Annotated in this window: 13 protein-coding genes; 9 read left to right on the top strand and 4 right to left on the bottom strand. The window is 68.1% G+C overall.

Going from position 1 to position 18009, the window contains the following annotated elements:
• The gene (locus QWJ13_RS13220; RefSeq protein WP_316524112.1) at window positions 1-1107 is read right to left on the bottom strand and encodes a DUF4007 family protein; all 1107 of its coding nucleotides are present in this window, start codon (window positions 1105-1107) and stop codon (window positions 1-3) included.
• 60 nt (window positions 1108-1167) lie between these two features.
• The gene (locus tag QWJ13_RS13215) at window positions 1168-2346 is read right to left on the bottom strand and encodes a cysteine desulfurase family protein (protein WP_316524110.1); all 1179 of its coding nucleotides are present in this window, start codon (window positions 2344-2346) and stop codon (window positions 1168-1170) included.
• Window positions 2347-2898: 552 nt separating this feature from the next.
• Between QWJ13_RS13215 and QWJ13_RS13210 the strand changes: the two genes are divergently transcribed.
• The gene (locus QWJ13_RS13210) at window positions 2899-5217 is read left to right on the top strand and encodes a GmrSD restriction endonuclease domain-containing protein (protein ID WP_316524108.1); all 2319 of its coding nucleotides are present in this window, start codon (window positions 2899-2901) and stop codon (window positions 5215-5217) included.
• 181 nt (window positions 5218-5398) lie between these two features.
• Here QWJ13_RS13210 and argS read toward each other — a convergent pair whose 3' ends face one another.
• Window positions 5399-7159: an arginine--tRNA ligase gene (argS, locus tag QWJ13_RS13205; RefSeq protein ID WP_316524106.1), complete on the bottom strand. Its 1761-nt coding sequence runs from the start codon at window positions 7157-7159 to the stop codon at window positions 5399-5401.
• A 353-nt stretch (window positions 7160-7512) separates the two neighbouring features.
• Between argS and QWJ13_RS13200 the strand changes: the two genes are divergently transcribed.
• The 8 genes from QWJ13_RS13200 to QWJ13_RS13165 are packed head-to-tail and all read left to right on the top strand — an operon-like array spanning window position 7513 to window position 17332.
• Window positions 7513-9312 (top strand): hypothetical protein, encoded by a 1800-nt coding sequence (locus tag QWJ13_RS13200; protein ID WP_316524104.1) that lies wholly within the window; start codon window positions 7513-7515, stop codon window positions 9310-9312.
• Between the two features lie 48 nt (window positions 9313-9360).
• Window positions 9361-11373 (top strand): radical SAM/SPASM domain-containing protein, encoded by a 2013-nt coding sequence (locus tag QWJ13_RS13195; protein WP_316524102.1) that lies wholly within the window; start codon window positions 9361-9363, stop codon window positions 11371-11373.
• A gap of 11 nt (window positions 11374-11384) precedes the next feature.
• Window positions 11385-12584, top strand: coding sequence for a glycosyltransferase (locus QWJ13_RS13190; protein ID WP_316524099.1), 1200 nt, complete (start codon window positions 11385-11387; stop codon window positions 12582-12584).
• Window positions 12585-12595: 11 nt separating this feature from the next.
• Window positions 12596-13627 carry a radical SAM protein gene (locus QWJ13_RS13185; protein ID WP_316524097.1) on the top strand — a complete coding sequence of 344 codons (1032 nt, stop codon included), beginning with the start codon at window positions 12596-12598 and terminating at the stop codon, window positions 13625-13627.
• Window positions 13620-15272 carry a pyridoxal phosphate-dependent decarboxylase family protein gene (locus QWJ13_RS13180; protein WP_316524095.1) on the top strand — a complete coding sequence of 551 codons (1653 nt, stop codon included), beginning with the start codon at window positions 13620-13622 and terminating at the stop codon, window positions 15270-15272. The genes QWJ13_RS13185 and QWJ13_RS13180 overlap by 8 nt, the downstream gene beginning before the upstream one ends.
• Window positions 15273-15277: 5 nt before the next feature.
• Window positions 15278-16075, top strand: coding sequence for a hypothetical protein (locus QWJ13_RS13175; protein ID WP_316524093.1), 798 nt, complete (start codon window positions 15278-15280; stop codon window positions 16073-16075).
• Entirely contained in the window at window positions 16068-16802 is a 735-nt protein-coding gene (locus tag QWJ13_RS13170) for a sulfotransferase family protein (RefSeq protein ID WP_316524092.1), read from the top strand. The genes QWJ13_RS13175 and QWJ13_RS13170 overlap by 8 nt, the downstream gene beginning before the upstream one ends.
• Window positions 16799-17332, top strand: coding sequence for an adenylyl-sulfate kinase (locus QWJ13_RS13165; RefSeq protein WP_316524090.1), 534 nt, complete (start codon window positions 16799-16801; stop codon window positions 17330-17332). Before QWJ13_RS13170 ends, QWJ13_RS13165 begins: the two co-directional genes overlap by 4 nt.
• Before the next feature lie 34 nt (window positions 17333-17366).
• Here QWJ13_RS13165 and QWJ13_RS13160 read toward each other — a convergent pair whose 3' ends face one another.
• Entirely contained in the window at window positions 17367-17726 is a 360-nt protein-coding gene (locus QWJ13_RS13160) for a hypothetical protein (protein WP_316524088.1), read from the bottom strand.
• Window positions 17727-18009: the final 283 nt, after the last annotated feature.

Here is an 18009-nt window from a genome sequence, read left to right as displayed (position 1 = left end):
TCAGGAGTTCTCCTCGCCGAACACCAGCTCCTCGGCCTGCTGGGACGTCTTCTTACGCGGACTGCTCACCGCGGTCTTGGCAAGCCCGGGGTACATCTCGGTCCATTGCTCCGGGCTGGGGAATCCGTCCCGATCCCGGACACGGCCGTAGTACTCATCCAAGATGTCCCACGCGAGCGCCTGTGGGGGCTTGAGGTAGGCGAGGCTCCTCTGGCCGAGGGCCTCGACCAACTGGAGGTCAGGGTGATCATTGATCAGGGACTCGATGGCCTTGGTCAACTCAGGCTCCCGCATACGGAATGCACGGCCCGGTGACCCTTCTTCTGCGGCTAGCCGTGCCAGCGTGATAGAGCCAGCGTTCGGGGCGAGCCGAGAGGCGTAGTCCAGACAGGCATAGGCGAGCACCGGCGCCGGCAGGTTCGATCGGGATCCGCTGGTGAAGCGCCAGGTCCGCTGCTTGCCCTTGCCCTGCCCCTCCAGCAGTCCGAGCTCCCTGAACGGGGACATGAGCAGGTCCTCGAAACTCCCCGGAGATAGCGGGTTGAACTCCTGGTCCAGGGCGTACATCTTGACCAGGCAGTCCACGTCACGATTGACCGACTCCGCAGCCCGCCACTTCTCTTCGTCGAAGTTCTCATGCACGAAGCGCGTGATAACGCTCGTCATCTCTGCGGTCGTGACTCGGGAGCGGGATGCCAGATTGAACATCACGTACCAGCTGGGCGCTTGGCACTTGGAGTCCGGTTCGGCGGAGAGCAGCCACCAGTGCAGCAGCCAGAGACTGCCGGTGTCCTCGAGGTACGGGTCCGCGCCTTGATCGTCGAGCAGCCAACGTGCGCGCCATGTCGGTGCGGACTGGCGTGCCTTCTTGGACGGGTCGGTGTGCGCGTGCTCCTGGGTCAGCTTGAACGCCTTCGACCAGTAGCGCATCGCGTTGACCATGTTCCGACCGACGCCGAGGAGGACGGGCGCGTCCTCGCGGTAGAAGATGTCGGGGTGGTCCTTGACCTGCGTGTACGCCTTGTGCATCCAACCGAACCGCGGCGCGAAGGTCTCGTGGCGGTTGAAATTGAGCTCGACGGCCTCAGCGAGCCGGCTGTCTGACATTCGGGGATGCCTCTCGGTGGTCAATCGCAGGAATGAAGGGCTAGTAGGGGATAACGTCGGTCACTGTTCGGCGGTAGCGGCCATCAGCAATCGGGTTTGCTCGACTGCGGCAGCAGTGGCGTCGATTGCACGGTCGACGTCCTCCGCGGTGGTGGCGTATCCCAGGGAGAAACGCACAGTGGAGTCCGCGTCCTCACGGCTGCGGCCCATTGCCAGCAGAACGTGACTCGGGCTCGGCGCTCCCGACGAGCAGGCACTGCCGTCCGATGCCGCTACGTGTGGCATGGCGGCGAGCACCGCGTCGGCCGGTACTCCCGGGAAGGTGACACTGGTCACGCCAGGAAGGCGAGGCGCCCTCGCGGCATTGATCTGGCAGCCGGGCACTTTGGCGGTCAGGCCGGCTTCCAGCTTGTCGCGCAGCTCGGACACGCGGGCGGCTTCCGAGGGCAGGTTGCGTCGGGCAGCCTCCGCTGCGGCGCCGAGCGCGGCGATGCCAGCCACGTTGAGGGTTCCGGCTCGCCATCCGCGTTCATGGCCGCCTCCGATCAGGAGGGGGCGGTGCGGAAGGTTGGTGCCGCGGCGGACGAAAAGCGCCCCCGCTCCTTGCGGGCCGCCGAACTTGTGAGCGGAGAGGGACAGCAGATCGACGTCCAGCTCGGCAAGGTCCAGGGGCAGGCGCCCGACGTACTGCGTCGCGTCGGTGTGGACCAGGGCTCCGGCGTCGTGCGCGGCCTTGGCGATGGGGGCCAGGTCGATCAGGACTCCGGTCTCGTTGTTTGCGAGCATGACCGACACCAGGGCGACGTTCCGCTGGTTGAGGGCGTCGTGGAGCGGCTCCAGGTCGAGGACGCCATCGCCGTCGACGGGGAGTACGACAAGATCACCGGCTTCCCCTCCAGTGATCGCACGCCCTGCTTCAAGAACGGCAGGGTGTTCGACCGCGGTGGTCACCAGCGCACCGCCGCGAGCCAGCGCGGCCCGCAGGGCGAGGTTGTTCGCCTCGGTTGCTCCGGAGGTGAAGATGATCTCCCCGGGGGAGCAGTTGAGCAGGCCGGCAAGTTGGCGGCGCGCGCCATCGACCCTGGCGGCGGCGCCTCGGCCGAAGTGGTGCATGCTTGAGGCGTTGCCGACGCTCTTGAGCGCGGCCAGCGTTGCCTCGAGGGCCTCCGGGCGCAGCGGAGCTGTGGCGTTGTAGTCGAGGTACACGATCTTCGCTTCTGCGGCACGGCCCTCGACCATGTTGCCCCCTCGTTCCGGCGCGTTCCGACTCTCACTCCTGGCGGCTCTCCTCGGCGGGCCGATCTGCTCCGCCAGGAGTGCACTGAGATCCTATCCAACCGGAGTGACTGCCGACGCGCGCTCACGCAAACCGCCCGGGCCGGACACGGTGCGCCACTCTCCTGTCGAGCGCCCTAACGGCGCACCGCAATCAAGTCATGGAAATTTTGGGGCATATGTCAGATATGCCCGGTTTTTTGTATGCGATTTTCCGAGAGGAACTGATGCTTGTCAGTCGCTCGGTCTAGGGTGATCGCTGGTCGTGGACTACCCATTAGCGGCAGGCCGCGACGGTCAGGGTTGGATACGCCGAGGGGGACGGTTGGACGCAGAGGTGTCCTTATCCGGGGACACGGGGCGAGGGGGCCGGCAGGAACCGCAGCAGCTGTGAAGTGTTCCAGCGACGCCGGGTTGCAGGCTGCCCGGCGTTAGCCGAGGAACCGAAAAGCCGCGATAAACGCGCGAAGAGAGCCTGGCTGGCAAACGGAACCGCGAAATGCACGGGAGCTTCATTTGGAAACCCGAGAAATCTTTGACGCCGCCCCCTACACCGTGGCGCAGTACCTCAGTGAAACCGGGCAGGGGCTCTATATCCCGCCGTACCAGCGTGCATACAGCTGGGAGTCCAACAAGGTCAAGCGCCTCATCGCTGACGTCGCCCACGGTGTGGAGCAGATCACTAAGTTCCCGGAGTCGATCTGCTTCATCGGCTCGGTAATCGCACTGCGCGACCTTCAGTACAGCACCGTGGATCCGATCCACCGACCGATGGTGCCCGCGAAGGTCATGAGCATCATCGACGGCCAGCAGCGGATGACCACCCTTCTCCTGCTGACCACTGTCCTGCACGAAGAGATCAGCCTTCGCGCGAATCGGCTCCCCAAGAACGGGGGTGAGGCCCGAGACTGGTGTTTCAACCAGGCAGTCGATGTGACGGTCCGTCTCACCGACACCTTCGAGGAGGATATGCGCTACGGCGAGGGCGGCTTCCGTTTCTACCCTCGCATGATCCGCTCGTTCCACGACGTGTGGTCCCGCAATAAGGGCGAAGCGCAGTACGAATCCCCGATCGGGTACTACCTGCACCAGTACGGCAAGTTCCGCCGCGACGAGCCGATCTCCCAGGACTACAAGCACGTTCCCTTCGTCGAGGGCGAGGCCGAGGACGCCAACGCCCAGGCTCACAGGCATCTCGAGCTCACGCGCGTCCTCATCCGTCGCACGCTGCGCCAGGCCGTCTCGCTGTCGCGGCAGGCCCGGGAAGACGAGGCCGAGCTCCCCTCCGCTCAGGCCATGGTGGACTCCAAGATCCTCCAGGAGGGCCTGTTCAACAGTCCTTTCCCCGACTACGTGATCGACGCGGCACGGGAAGACGACCGTCTGGGGGCTCTTCTCCGGCTGATCGTCTTCGCCAACTACCTGCTCAACCGCGTGACCGTGGCGGTCGTGACGTCCAAGCACGAGGACTACGGCTTCGACATGTTCGAAGCGCTGAACACCACTGGGCAGCCGCTCACCGCGATCGAGACGTTCAAGCCCAAGGCCATCAAGAACGAGCCGCTCAAGGAGTGGCACGACTCGGAGTCGTACAACCACTTCGACACCATCGAGAAGTACCTCGATGCACAGGGTGCGTCATCCGCTGACAAGCGGCAGACCGCAACGGACAACATCCTCATCCCGTTCGCTCTGCTCAATGACGGAACCCGGCTCAGCAAGCGCCTCAGCGAGCAGCGTCACTACCTGCGCACCTCGTTCGACAAGGAGGCCGGCCAGTCCGAGCGGCGGGTCTTCCTGCAGGCGCTGGCCCAGGTCACCAAGTTCGTCTCCGGCCCGTGGGCTCAGCCGGACAAGTTGCCGGAATGCACGGATGACGCGCTGCGAAAGCAGGCTGCATTGTGTGCCCAGGTGCTTAGCGAGGCCAAGCACGAGATCGTGGTCGCGCCGCTCACCCGGTACTACGCTTCGCACCGGCTGGCGCAGGACAACATCGACGAGCGGGCCCGTCAGTTCCTCACCGCCGTCCGAGCCTGCGGCGCCTTCTACGGCCTCTGGCGAGGCGCTTTCGGCAGCACCAATGGCATCGACAACAAGTACCGCAAGCTCATGGGCCTCCCGGCATCCAACGAAGGTGCGCCGCGGTTCATGCGGTTCGGCCGGCAGCTCACCGAGGTTCCCCCGATCGAGGAGCTGTTGGCCTACTTCCGCCAACAGCTCCAGGAGGAGGGGCTCGGCGAGAAGGACCGATGGGTGGCACGCGCGGCCGAGATCCCTGTCTACTCGAGCTCGCGGCAGCTCACCAAGCTCCTGCTCCTCGCGGCCTCCAACGACTCGACTCCCGACGGGGAGCGGCCCGGCCTGGTCACGATCGGCAGGCAGGGAGTCCTGAGCACCCTCAATCTGGAGCGCTGGCATGACGAGGCGTTCTCCACGATCGAGCATGTGGCCCCAAAGGGGTCCGGTGCGAGCGGGTGGGAGGGAAGGCTCTATGACGAGTCGAACACCGTCCACATGCTGGGGAACCTGACGCTGCTTCCCAGGGTCGAGAACTCCTCCGCCCATCAGCGCTCGTGGCCGATCAAGCGGCTGATGTTCCGGGCGCTCTCCGCGACGACTGTCGAGGAGGCGGAAAAGACGCTCGCGCAGGCGGCCCACGAGGGCATCGAAATCGGCGAAGGGGCGGAGGCCATCATCCGCCGAGCACGCTATCTGCCTCTGGTTGCAGCCCTCGCGGAGCGCGAGGAGGACTGGACCGTCGAATTCGTGCGCGAGCGCTCCCAGCGGCTGTGCGGTATGGCCTGGGACTCGCTCGCCCCCTGGCTCGGGCTCTGAGCCGGGGACACTGCTGAACTGCCGATAGCCCTCAACCGGGGTCGATAGACATCGCAGGCACCTCCCCTTGGGATTCCGGGGCTTCCCGAATCCCAAGGGCTGCGGGATAGCCTGACCACAGGCGCGAACGCACCTTCGGGGCGGGCAGGTGATATCTGCCCGCCCCGAAGCTCGCCCAGAGCTACAGCCGCTCTGGCGTCCCGATGCCGAGGAGGTCCATGCCCTGGCGGAGGGTCTGGCCAGTGAGCTGGCAGAGCAGCAGGCGGGTCTCCATGAGCTCGGGGCTGGGTGCCTTGAGGACGGGGCAGTGCTCGTAGAACGTGGTGTACGCCGACGCCAGGCTGTGCAGGTAGGCGCAGAGGCGGTGGGGCTCGAAGGTCTCCGAGACGAGGCCGATGGTGGCGCCGAACTCGTCGAGGAGGAGGCCGAGGGCGCGCTCGGCCGGCTCCAGGGTCAGGTCCTGGTGGGCGGCTGGCGTGACGTCTTCGGGGGCCTTACGCAGGATGGACTGGATGCGGGCGTAGGCGTACTGGAGGTAGGCGCCGGTGTCGCCGTTGAGGGAGACCATGCGATCGGTGTCGAAGACGTAGTCGCGGGTGCGGGAGGTCGACAGATCGGCGTACTTGACCGCGCCGATGCCGACCTGCCGTGCCCGGTCCTCGAGTTCCTCGTTGCCGAGTTGGGGGCTCTTCTCGGCGACGACGGTGCGGGCCCGGTCGACGGCTTCGTCGAGGAGGTCCATCAGTCGGACCGTCTCGCCGGAGCGGGTCTTGAAGGGCTTGCCGTCCTTGCCGAGGACGGTGCCGAACGGCAGGTGCAGGGCGCGGACGCCTGCGGGGAGCCAGCCGGCGCGCCGGGCGGTCTCGAAGACCATCTGGAAGTGGAGGGCCTGGCGGCTGTCGACGACGTAGAGGAGCTGGTCGGCGCCGAGCATCCCGACGCGGTCGCGGATGGCTGCGAGGTCGGTGGTGGCGTAGCCGTAGCCGCCGTCGCTCTTCTGGACGATGAGCGGGGTCGGCTCGCCGTCGGGGCCCTTGATGTCGTCGAAGAAGACGCACAGCGCGCCGTCGGAGCGGACGGCGACGCCGGAGGCTTCGAGGTCGGCGCAGACGTCGGCGAGCATGTGGTTGTAGTAGCTCTCGCCGATGGCGTCGGTGTCTTCGAGGAGGACGTCGAGGTTCGCGTAGACGGCTTCGAAGTACAGCTTCGATTCGTCGACCATGCGCTGCCAGGAGGCGACGGTCTCGGCGTCGCCGGCCTGGAGGTCGACGACGCGCCGACGGGACCGGTCGGCGAATTCGGTGTCGCTGTCGAACAGGGCGCGCGATGCCTTGTAGAGGCGGTTGAGGCGGGACATCGACGGACCGGATTCGGCCGGCTCGGTGCCCTCGTCCAGCTTGTGGGGGTGTTCGACGAGGTACTGGATGAGCATGCCGAACTGGGTGCCCCAGTCGCCGAGGTGGTTGCGCTTGATGACCTTCTCGCCGGAGAACTCCAGGGTCCGGACCAGGGCGTCGCCGATGATCGTCGAGCGCAGGTGGCCGACGTGCATCTCCTTGGCGATGTTCGGCTGGCTGTAGTCGATCACCGTGACCCCGGGTTCGGCGGTGCTGCCGACGCCCAGGCGGGTGTCCGCCGCGCGGGCGGCCAGCCGGTCGAGGATCGCGGCGTCCGTGACGGTGACGTTGATGAAGCCCGGCCCTGAGACCTCCAGGCTCGCGATCACCTCATCTGCGGCCAGGTTCTCGAGGACGCGCGCGGCGACCTCGCGCGGGTTGGCCCGCAGGGGCTTGGCGAGGCTCATGATGCCGTTGGCCTGGAAGTCCGCTCGGTCGCTACGTCGCAGCTGGGGGTCGCTATCCGCGGCGTCGGGGAACGCGGTGGCCAGCGCCTGCGTGAAGCGCTGCTGCACTGCGTCAGCGATGGAGAGGACCGTAGCCATAGAAGGAGAGACCACTTCTGTGAGAAGGCGGAGCCGTGAACGAGCCGCACGGAGTCGAACACTCGCGGCACCCCCAGGACGGTCGGCGCCGCAGCTTGAGTATCCCACGCCCTCTCGGCCGGCGGACTCATTAACCCCGGGCCCAGAGCATCCTCTGCCCGGCCCAACGCCCACCGAACGATCCATCACACCAGCTGCATTGATTGATCATCAGCAAATCGCACCACTCATTCCGCTTGCCATCAGCGGCGTCCGGCAACAGCCGTTCGGCGGATCCGATAATTCGATCGAACACAACGTGACCGAGCGGCTACGGTGGCAAGTCTGCATGCGGCGCTCGGGAGGGGAGCGAGGTGAGCGGCTTGTTGATGGGTGCAGGTGATTCGCAGGGTCTCGCGGTGTCGGTCCAGCGGGCGTTCGATGTGCCGGGCCAGGGAATGGCTTTCGAGCACCCTGGATTCGTCGATGTCAGCGGGCTGGTGCGCCGGTTGCGCCATCAGGGGCGCGATGTCGTCGCGAAGCTCCGCTCCGCGGAGGCAGCGCTCTCCGAGCGGCGCCTGGCTGCTGAGGCTGCGTTACGCCTGAGCGGGCTGGTGAGCACCGGCTTCGGGGCTGTGACGGTGTGTGTGCCCGAAGTGGTCCACCTTCCCGGCCGCAGGGCCGCGTTGGTGTCCCCCTACCTTGGCACTCCGTTGTCCGCGCCGTCGGCTGCTGCCTTGGGACTGTCCGCCGAGGCGGTCGCGGAACTCCTCGTGGCGCTGCTCGCTCGCGGCGTCGAAGCATCCGGGTGCATCCCTCGGAACATGTTCTGCTACGGCGGCCGGACGGTCCTGATCGACTGGGAGGACGCACTCCTCGTTCCGGCCAGCGCCGCACCTGACCGGCTGACCTTGATGAAGTGGGACATCGCCTGGTCGGACCTCTTCGGGGAGGACTTACGGCTCAGGGAACGCTTCCCTGCTTCCGCGCCCTGCGGCGAACCCGAGCTGGACAGCTTCGAGGCCACTCTGGCGGCCTGGCTGCTTCCGGGTACGTCGCGGCACGAGGTCCGCCGGCACGGCATCGAGGCGACGCTGGCCAGCGAGCTCCCGCTCCCCGAAGCTGCGCCGGCCAGCGCGGCCGACCTGGGCCACCTCGCCGAGGACGTCCTTCCACCGCAGCTCGGCGTCTTCCACACCGTGCTGACCGCGCGGCTGCGAAAGCAGCTCGGGGACGCCGCCTACGCGGCCCTGCTCGGGCAGCTGCACGCTTTGGTGGAGCGTCCCCGGCCGACCGGCTCCGGCCTGGATACGCTTCAGCTGGGTTGGGTGCTCGCGCTTTTCTCCGCCGCCGAAGGCGAACTTCCGAGTGAGACCCAGCCGCTACGGCAGCTTGCGCGGCGTCTGACCGGGTTGGCATCCACGAGCGGGTGGGCAGCGGCCTGTGAGCGAGCCGAGGTCGCCGAGGAGGTCACCAGCCGCCTTGCCCGTGTCGTTCTGGCCGTCCTGGGGCGCGAGGATCTGGATCTCCTCCTGCGCGGTTCGTGTGCTCAGGGGGTCCTGGGTCTCAGCAGTGACGTCGACTTCGAGCTGAGCTCCGCCGAATTCCCTGTCGGGCATCGGCCAGCGGAGGATCTGGTGATCGAGGCGCTCGGCTGCCTCGGGCTGGCTGCGGAGGGGTCCGCCGCGCGGCCGGTCGAGCGCGACCTCGTCAGCGCTGACGGCCGCGTGAGCCGGGACCTGCACGAAGGGTTCGAGCTCCGCCGGCCCGGCTCCGCACACCACGACCCGGGCTGGACCGCAGCCTTCCTGTCTGGCCCCTCTGCCTACGCACTTGACCGACCAAGCCAGTACGAGGAGAAGGGCCGCGAGCACACCGCCAAGTACCTCTGGTTCGAGTCCCGCGCCGCGCTGGCGCGGCTCGTTTTCGCCACCCCCGCACTGCCTCCACGGCCTGTGACGCTGGAGCAGCAGCTGTCCGTCCTGCCCGGGCTGATCGGCGACCGCGAGGCCGTCGAGCTGCGCGACCTCATCCAGGAGACGTTCGCCCTGCGGGAGGCTGCCGACCCATCTCAACCGGCCGACGGCCATGCGGAGCGCGAGTACTCCCGGCTCGCCGGACGGCTCGACCGGCTGCGCCAACAACTCGGGCTGCCTGGTCCCCGACCCTCATGATCTCCCGTTCCGCCCCGATCCGCGCCATCTCAGCCTGAGAGGTCAACCGTGATCAGCGACGCGATTACACGCTCCACCAGCGATGCCCTGCACGTCTCCTTCGCCGACGGCTACGTCTTCCACGTCCGCGGCGGTCAGATCACCGCCCCGAACCAGCCGTGCCCCTGCGGCGACCTGGAACCGGTCCACCAGATCACGGCCTACCGCGAGGCCTACCCGCAGGCTCAGCTCTCCCTGACCGACACCTGCAACATGGGCTGCAGCTACTGCTCGTTCCGTGACCGGGTGCACGCCGACGGCAAGCCCGTCACGATCCCGCTCGAGACCGTGATGCAGGGCCTCGCGACTCACCGCAAGCGGCTCGTCGAGGAGGACGCGCGCTACAGCCGCGTCGACTTCGGCCTGGCCGGCGAGACCATGCTGGTGCGCCACATGCACGACCAAGTCCACGCCATGGTCGAGGAGGGCCTCGCCGACTCGCCGGTCAGCGTCGTGTGGGCCGGGCCCATGGTCACCAACGCGACCCTGTCGATGACCCCGGAACTCGCCGACAAGCTCGGCCCGCCCCAGGACATCAGCCTCGACGGCCCGAAGGATGTCCACGACCGGGTCCGCTTCTACACCAACGGGCGCGGCGGCACGTACGACCACGTGCGCTCCGTCCTGGACCGGGTGCTCGCCCGCCACCCCGACATGGGCGTCTCCGCGGTCCTCACCGCGTACTGCACCGACTTCACCGCGATCTTCCGGCACCTCTTCGAGGACGTCGGCGCCCGCAACATCTACATGAAGCCGGTGAACGCCACCTACGACAAGGAGTACGCCCTCAACGCCAAGACGCTGCCGCGCTTCCGGCAGGGCTACTCCGACCTCGTGGAGCACATCCTCGCCCAGCCGCCGGAGGGCATCCTGGCCCGGCTGCTCGCGCTGAACTCCGAGGACTTCTTCATGCGGTTCTTCTACCGCGTGAAGGACCGGGCAGCACAGGTCTACCGGTGCGGGGCCGGCAAGAGCGGCACCTACCTGGACACCAACGGCAACCTCTACCCCTGCGCGCACTTCATCGGCAAGTCCGGCTGGCACATCGGGCACGCCACCACCGGCGTCGAGGACAGCGAACGGCGCAAGTACCTCGACCTGGTGGTCGACGACCGCGACGTGTGCTCGTCCTGCCCTTCGCGGTACGTCTGCGGCGGGGGCTGCTACTACCAGGCGGTCCTGGTCAACGGGGACATCGCCAAGCCCGACGAGGTGAAGTGCGACCTGATCCGGTTCATCACCGATCTGGCGGTGCGCCTCGTCGTCACACTCCGAGAGCAGCACCCCGAGGTGCTGGACGCCCTGCCGTCCCCGTACGGGCTCACGGACGAGGCGCTCGCCGCCGCTCCCGAGACCGCCTACCTGCCGGCTGCCCGCCTGCACCCAGCCCCGGCCGAGGAGCAGGCGGCCATCGCACTCGGCGGGCCAGGCCGGGTGCGCGGCGGGCTCGTGAATCCGGACGGCCTGTCCGCTTCACTCGCCTCGGCGGACGGCGGGCTGGAGGTCCGGCTGGACCTCGGCAGCCAGCCGGACGCTGTGCGCGGTGTCCGCGTCCGTCTGCAGCCGCTGGGCCCCGGCGCCTTCACCCTGCACGACCTTGCCGCCCAGCAATGGCCTGGCGAGCGGCAGTTGCGGTGCACCCGTGACGGCGCCTGGTGGCTCGACGCTCCCGCAGAGCGCTTCCGGCGGATTCCGCGCCCCGCCCCTGGCTGGGAGGACGCCGTCGATGTCGACCTGTCCTGGGCGGGGGCGGAGGTTCGACTGCGCGTGCCGCTGCCCGCGGACGGTGACGCGGAGGCCGGCCTCGGGGTGAACGTGCTCGTGGACTTCGAGGACGGCGGCTGGACCGCTCTCACGCTCCACGAGCCGTTCGCCGTGCTCGACCGCACCGGCCTCGGGCGACTTCGCCTCTCCGGGCCGGAAGATGCGGGACGACCCGGTGCGGCCGGCGTGAACGGCCGCATGCCCGCGGGCCTCACACCGATCGGCCGATGGGCCGGTCTCCAGGGCAACACCTGCTGAGGGGGTGGCTCGTGCGCATCCTTTTGACCACGCACCGGTTTGCGGGCGACAACGCCGGCGGGACGGAGATCCTGGCCGACGACGTGGCCCGGGCACTGAAGGCCCGCGGGTTGCACGTCAGTTGGCTCGCTGCAGGTGATCCACCACCGTCGCACCAGCGCACTGCCGACGAATACCTGAGCCTGCCGGCGGTCTTCACCGACGAGTACCCGGTCAGGTGGCGCGTCCAGGAGGCGGAGCAGGCCAGGCGCGTCGAACAGCTCCTCGCGACGCGGTCCCCTGTGGATCTCGTCCACGTGCTGCACTTCAGCCGCACCGGGCTGAAGTTCCTCGACGCGCCGTCCCTGCACGGGGTGCCGGTCGTCGCCACCCTGACCGACTACACCGCGGTGTGCCCCGACCATCAGCTCGTCGTCCGATCCACCGGCACGCAGTGCACCGCCACCGCGGCCTCCCGGGACTGCCTCGGCTGCCTCGAAGCGCCGTGGGAAGCAGTCGGGGATGTGGCGGGCTGGCGGGCGCGGAACGTGGCCTGGCTGAACGAGCGAGTACGGGCTTTGTGGACGCAGACGCCGCACCAGGCAACGGAGTTGGCGAAGGCCGGCGTCGATCTGGGCAAGGTCGTCCGTGACCGGGCCTGCTACGGGCTGCCCTCCGCCTGGGCACCACTCGCCACGGGAGGAGCGGTCGGCCAGTACCTGCTATTCCTGGGCAGGTGCTCTCCGGAGAAGGGACTGCACCTGCTCCTCGACGGCTTCCGTGCCAGCGACACCGAGCTCCCCCTGTTGATCGCGACCGTGCCGGACGACACGGCGCACGAGGAGCGGATGCAATCCCTGGCCGCGGCCGATCCTCGGGTGCGCTGGCTCCCGCGGGTATCGCGTACCGAGGTCGGGCCGGTGCTGGCCGATGCCAGGGCGTTGCTGGTGCCCTCGCAGTGGTGGGAGAACCATCCGCTGGTCGCGCACGAGGCGCGGGCGTTGGGGGTACCGGTGTGGTCCTCGGCCGTGCCGTCCATGCGCCACCTCGCGGATGAACCAGGTCTCCACCTGGTCCAGGACTACCGGGATCCGGCCGCGTGGACGCGGGCACTCGACGCCGCGTCCCGGCACCAGGCACCTCGGGTGCCGTCTTTGGGTCACCGCATAGAGGAGTTCGAGCTCTTCGCCGACGAGATCGTCTCCGTCTACCGGAAGGTGGTGGCCGCGTGATGCCCGAGCCTGTGTCCCTGATCGTCGTTCCAGAGCGCTTCCAAAAGTTCCTCGTCACGGACGACTTCGACCGCTACGGACTTGTCCCCGGACAACCCACACCCACACCGCAGTACCTCCAGGTCGAACTCACCGACCTGTGCAACCTCGCCTGCGCCGGCTGCCTGCGCGCCGTGCACGAAAGCAGCGGTCGGCACCTGTCGCTGGAGACGTTCCTCTCGCTCCTCGAGCAGCTGCCTGGACTTGGCCACGTCTCGTTCGTCGGCGGGGGTGAAGCACTGATCGTCCGCGACTTCGCCGCCTACGTCCAGGCGTGCACCGAACGCTCCGTGTTCACCTCGACAAACACCAACGGCCTGCTCGTGCGCCGACGCCTCGAGCCTGTCCTCGACGCCGGACTGGGGCTGATCGCGATCAGCGTGGACGGGGCGGACGACGCCACCCTCGGACGGATGCGGTCCGGGCTTCGCCTCGGCCAGCTGAGCGGGGCCCTGCACGGAGCAGTTGCTCTGACCGAGGGCCGGGAGACGGGGCTGTCCGCCGCAGTAACGCTCTCCTCGGCGAACCTGGCGCAGTTCCCCGCCATCATCGACTTCGTCGCCGACCACGGGCTCACGCGCATCAGCGTGGAGAGCCTGCACCACTGGGGCGAGGACAAGACCCTCAACTCCGAGTCCCTGTTCGCGCTCCCCGCGCAGGAAGTTGCCCCGCAGTTGGAGGCCGGTCTCACCCGGGCCGACGAACGCGGCCTTCAACTATCGATCTTCGACTACTCCCGCCTGGCCTCGCCCGCCGCCGCGCACGCCGTGTGCCCGTGGCCGTGGGACGCCAGCTACATCACCAAGGACGGCGACGTCACGCCGTGCTGTGTCCACATGGAGTCCTCCCCGGGCAACGTGCTCGGCAACATCCACGAGGCGCCGATCGCCGAAATCTGGACCTCGAAGCCGTACGCGGCCCTGCGGGGCTCCTTCCTCTCCCAGGTCCCTTCCTGGCCGTCGTGCGAAGGCTGCGTGTATCGAATGGAGTTCGGACGTGTCTGACGCCCAACCGCCCGCCCTGCTGAGCCATCGGCCCCTGGACAACAGCCGCGCGCTGCTGCACCGAGCGGTCGACCTCGGGCTCGACTTCACCTCGGGCGAGCTGAGGGACGGCCTCGTCCTGCGGCACGCGACGATCGGCCAACTCATCGACCGCTTCGCCGAGCCCGTCCCCGTGGCCGGGACAGGCAACGAGCAGTTGCTGGAGTCCCTGGCGGAGATCGCCAGTTGGTCGATCTCCCAGGCCGACCCCCGCTATCTTGCGTTCCCGGACACCGGCGACAGTATCGCCGCCCTCGCAGCCGACATCGTCGCCTCCTTCCTGAATCAGAACCTGATCGCCTTCGACCGCAGCGCGCCGGCCGCCAGCGTGATCGAAGCCCAGCTGATCACCTGGCTGCGGGAACTTGTCGGCTACCCGGTCACCCCGTTGGCCGACTACGAAGGGCTCGCCAGCCTCGGCGGGATGTGGACCTCCGGCGGGAACATGAGCAACCACGTAGCCATCGCCGCTGCCCTTACCCACACCTACCCCGAGGTCCGCCGCAGCGGACTGCGCGCCGTTCCCGAGCAGCCGGTGATCCTCCTCGCCGGCGGGGTCGAGCACTTCTCCTACCTCGCCGCCGCCCAAGCCCTCGGCCTCGGAACCGACGGACTCCTGTGGGCGGACGCCACCCCGGACTTCACCAGCGACCCCGACTCCGTCGCCCGCCTGCTGGCCTCGCCGCCTCCCGGAAAGCGGATCTTCATGGTCGTCGGCGTCGCCGGTAACTGCCGCACCACCGGCATCGACGACCTGCAGGCACTCGCCGAGCTCAGCGAGCTGCACAACGTGTGGTTCCACGTGGACGCCTGCCACGGCGGCAGCCTGCTGTTCTCCGAGAAGCTCAAGATGCGGCTCGCCGGCATCGAGAACGCCGACTCCATCGCCCTCGACCCTCACAAGGGCCTGTTCGTCAGCTACCCCTCCAGCTACGTGCTCTTCCGCGACCCCGCCGCGCTCGGCCGCTTCGCCCGCTACCCGGACCGCGCCCACGACCCCGACTGCCTCGACCTCGGACTGATCACCCCGTTCTACGGCTCCCGCGGCTTCGAATCGCTCAAGCTCTGGGCCCTGATGAAGCATCAAGGCGTCGACGGCATCGGCCGACTCGTCGAAGACCGCCAGGCCACCTTCCAGAAGATGGTCGACCTGCTCGAACGCACCGGCTGCTTCCGAATGCTCGGCACCTCCGACTTCTACCGGTGCGCCTTCGTCTTCCTCCCCACCCCGGTCGCCGAAGCCCTCGAACAGACCGCCCTACCGGCCGCGCACCACGCCGCGGTGCGCGACCTCATCTCCCACTACACCGCCGCCTTCGCCGACCGCTTGTACCGGGCCGGCACGGTCGTCTTCGACCTGTTCGCGCTGCAGGACCTCGCCGACCGCCTCGGACTCGGCACCGGCGCCAAATACCAGGCAATGGGAATGTGCGTGGGCCACCCACACATCCCCGACGAGATCGAGCACGGAATCGAGCGAGACATCACCGAAGCCGCCCGCGACCTCGCTGGCCGCATGCTGGAAGACCTCCGCGCCCTGTTGACGTCCGCGAACCCGGCCAGCAGCACCGCCGGGCCGGACGTGACCGGACCGGCGGGCTGGTGACCGCCGTGACCTATCCGCCCGCGTTCACGATCGCCTACCTCGTCCACAGCGACGTCGAACTCCTACGCCGCACCATCCCCACCACCCTGGACGCCCTGACCCGCGGCACCCGCCACCCATACGACCTGGTGCTCGTCGTGGACGGCACAGAAAGCGCTCCGACAGAGGAGATCGTCGAACTCGCCCACAGCACCTGGGGGTTCGACGAGGTACGGCTACGCTGGCGCACCCGCCACCGGGCCTCCGGTGACCAGGCGAACAACATCCACACCCACTTCGTCAGCGACAAGAGCCGCTTCCTGATCACCATCGAAGGCGACGTCGTCGCCTTCCGCGACCCGAGCACCACCGATGTCCTCGCCGAGGTCGCCGAGACGTTCGACCAGTGCCCGCAGCTCGCGCTCGCCCAGCGCATCGACGACCACGACTGCTGGCAGTGGAAGCTCGAAGAGGTCAGCCCGCCGCTGAGCGACCGCGCCCGCTCGGTCAACCGTGTCTCCTCCCACTTCCTGATCTACGACACCCGGCGGGCCCGCCCCGTCATGGCCGCGGCCGGCGGCATCCCCGGCGACCGGTTCCACGACGACGGCCAGCGCTGGATGAACTACGAGGACTGGCTCTCCCACACCTTCGCCCAGCCCTCCGGCCCCGGCATCGGCTACCTGCACCGCCTCCCGCTCCGGGTCTTCCACTGCGACGAGAAGACCGCCCCCGGTTCCGCCCACTACCGCCGTGACATCGCCACCCGCCTGCGTGTCTTCGCCGAACGCGAGCACGCCGTGAAGGAGGAACTCGGTGCCTGACCACCGTCTCGTCCCCTCGCCCGTGTTCCTTCTGTCCCCGATCCGCTCCGGATCGACCCTGCTGCGCTGCCTGCTCGGCTCCCACCCCGATGTCCACGCCCCGCACGAACTCCATCTCGCCGGCTACACCGTGACCGTCGACGACGAGTTCACGGACCTGTCCATGCACACCCTCGGCCTCGCCCCCACCGACCTCGAACACCTGCTCTGGGACCGCCTGATGCACCGCCAACTCACCGAAGCGCGCAAGAGCGTTCTCGTCGAGAAGTCCCCGGGCAACGTGTTCATCTGGCAACGCCTCGCCGCCTGCTGGCCTCAGGCCCGCTACATCGTCCTGCGCCGGCACCCGGTCGCCATCGCCGACTCCATCCGCCGCGCCGGCGACGCCAACGACCTCGCCGAAGCGGCCGTCACCGTCGACAAGTTCGCCACCGCCCTCGACGAAGCCGCCGCCAACCTTCCGGGCACCATCCACGTCACCTACGAGCAGCTCACTGCCAATCCGGAAGCCACCTGCAAGGCCCTGTGCGAGCACATCGGCATCTCCTGGGATCCGAGCATGCTCGACTACGGCCGCCACGACCACGGCCCATTCGTCTACGGCATCGGTGACTGGTCGCCCCAGATCGCCTCCGGACAGGTCCAGGCCGCCACCCCGCCGCCTGCGGTCGCCGACATCCCGCCGCTGCTCAACTCCTGGTGCCAGAAATGGGGTTACGCCCCGTGAACCAACTGCAGCCATCGGCCGTCTTCTGGCTCCTCGGACTGCCCGCATCCGGCAAGACCACCCTCGCCCGCCACCTCCTCGACTACCTCCGCACCGAGCACGACACCGACTGCGGGCTCTACGACGCGGACGTCGAGCGTGCCACCGGTGTCCTGCAAGATCTCGGCTGGTCACCCTCCGACCGCATCGCCACGATCCGCGCCCTCGCACACGCCGCCCGCCAACACCAAGTCGGCATCGTCACCCTGGTGACCTCCACCAAGGCGGAACGACAGCTCGCCGCAGACCTCCTCGGAGAACGCCTCCACTTCATCCACGTCCACGCACCCGAACCAGCGCGCCACGCCCGCGACGCCCTTCGCACCGTCCGTGCCTACCGAACCAACCCGGCACCGGACGCGCCGGAGCTGTCCTGGTCCGATCCCGAACAGCCGGCGCTGTCGCTGGACACCACGACCCCGCTCAGCACCACCGTGAACGCCCTGTGCACCTTCGCCGCTACCGCTCTCGGCAACGACGCCGGACCGTAGGCAGTCCCAGCGAATCGGGCCAGGACCTCACCTTCTACTCCTGCACGCGCCACTTCCGGTAGATGCGGACGATGTCGGTGCCTGCGCCCAGACGGCCAAGAGCCGGCTCGCAGTGAATCCCGCTCTCTTCGAGTGCGAGCTGAAGCTCCATGGCGTGCCCCTTGCTCAGGCGAGTCCGGGCCACCGCCGTCAGCTCGGCCAATGGATCGGCACCGGCTTCGGGCGTGCTCCTCTCGACAGGGCGGGAAGCAGTCCAGCCTTCCGCCAGTCTCTTGAAGCCCGCCGCCCGCCAGGTATTCGTCAGATCTCGGCGGGTCATGAGTACGGAATCGTTCTCGGCGAGGCGCCCACGGAGCACCTCCACCACGTGATCAACCCGGACGTCGACAGACATGGCTCTCCCCATGAAGAATTTCCTCTGCGCCGTTCCGCAATTACAGGACACGGCCTGCAGGTCCGTCAACCGACTCGACGCAAAGCGCGAACCCGACCACATTCGAGCAGGTGGGAGCCCTCTCTGCCGACAGGCCCATGTCCGATTTAACTTCACCGGCGAAGACTGCAATTCGTTTCCGCAATTAGAGGAACGGCTCTTTCTTCGCCAACACTTCGGAGAGGATTTAATTCGGGCGCATGGCAGCGGTCGATCACCGCGCCTGCCTACTGCTGTCCCACGG

It is taken from the genome of Kitasatospora brasiliensis (genome assembly GCF_032654805.1).
Lineage (GTDB): Bacteria > Actinomycetota > Actinomycetes > Streptomycetales > Streptomycetaceae > Kitasatospora > Kitasatospora brasiliensis.
The sequence above is the reverse complement of the archived record's forward strand: the minus strand, read 5'-3'. Positions and strand labels throughout refer to the sequence as shown.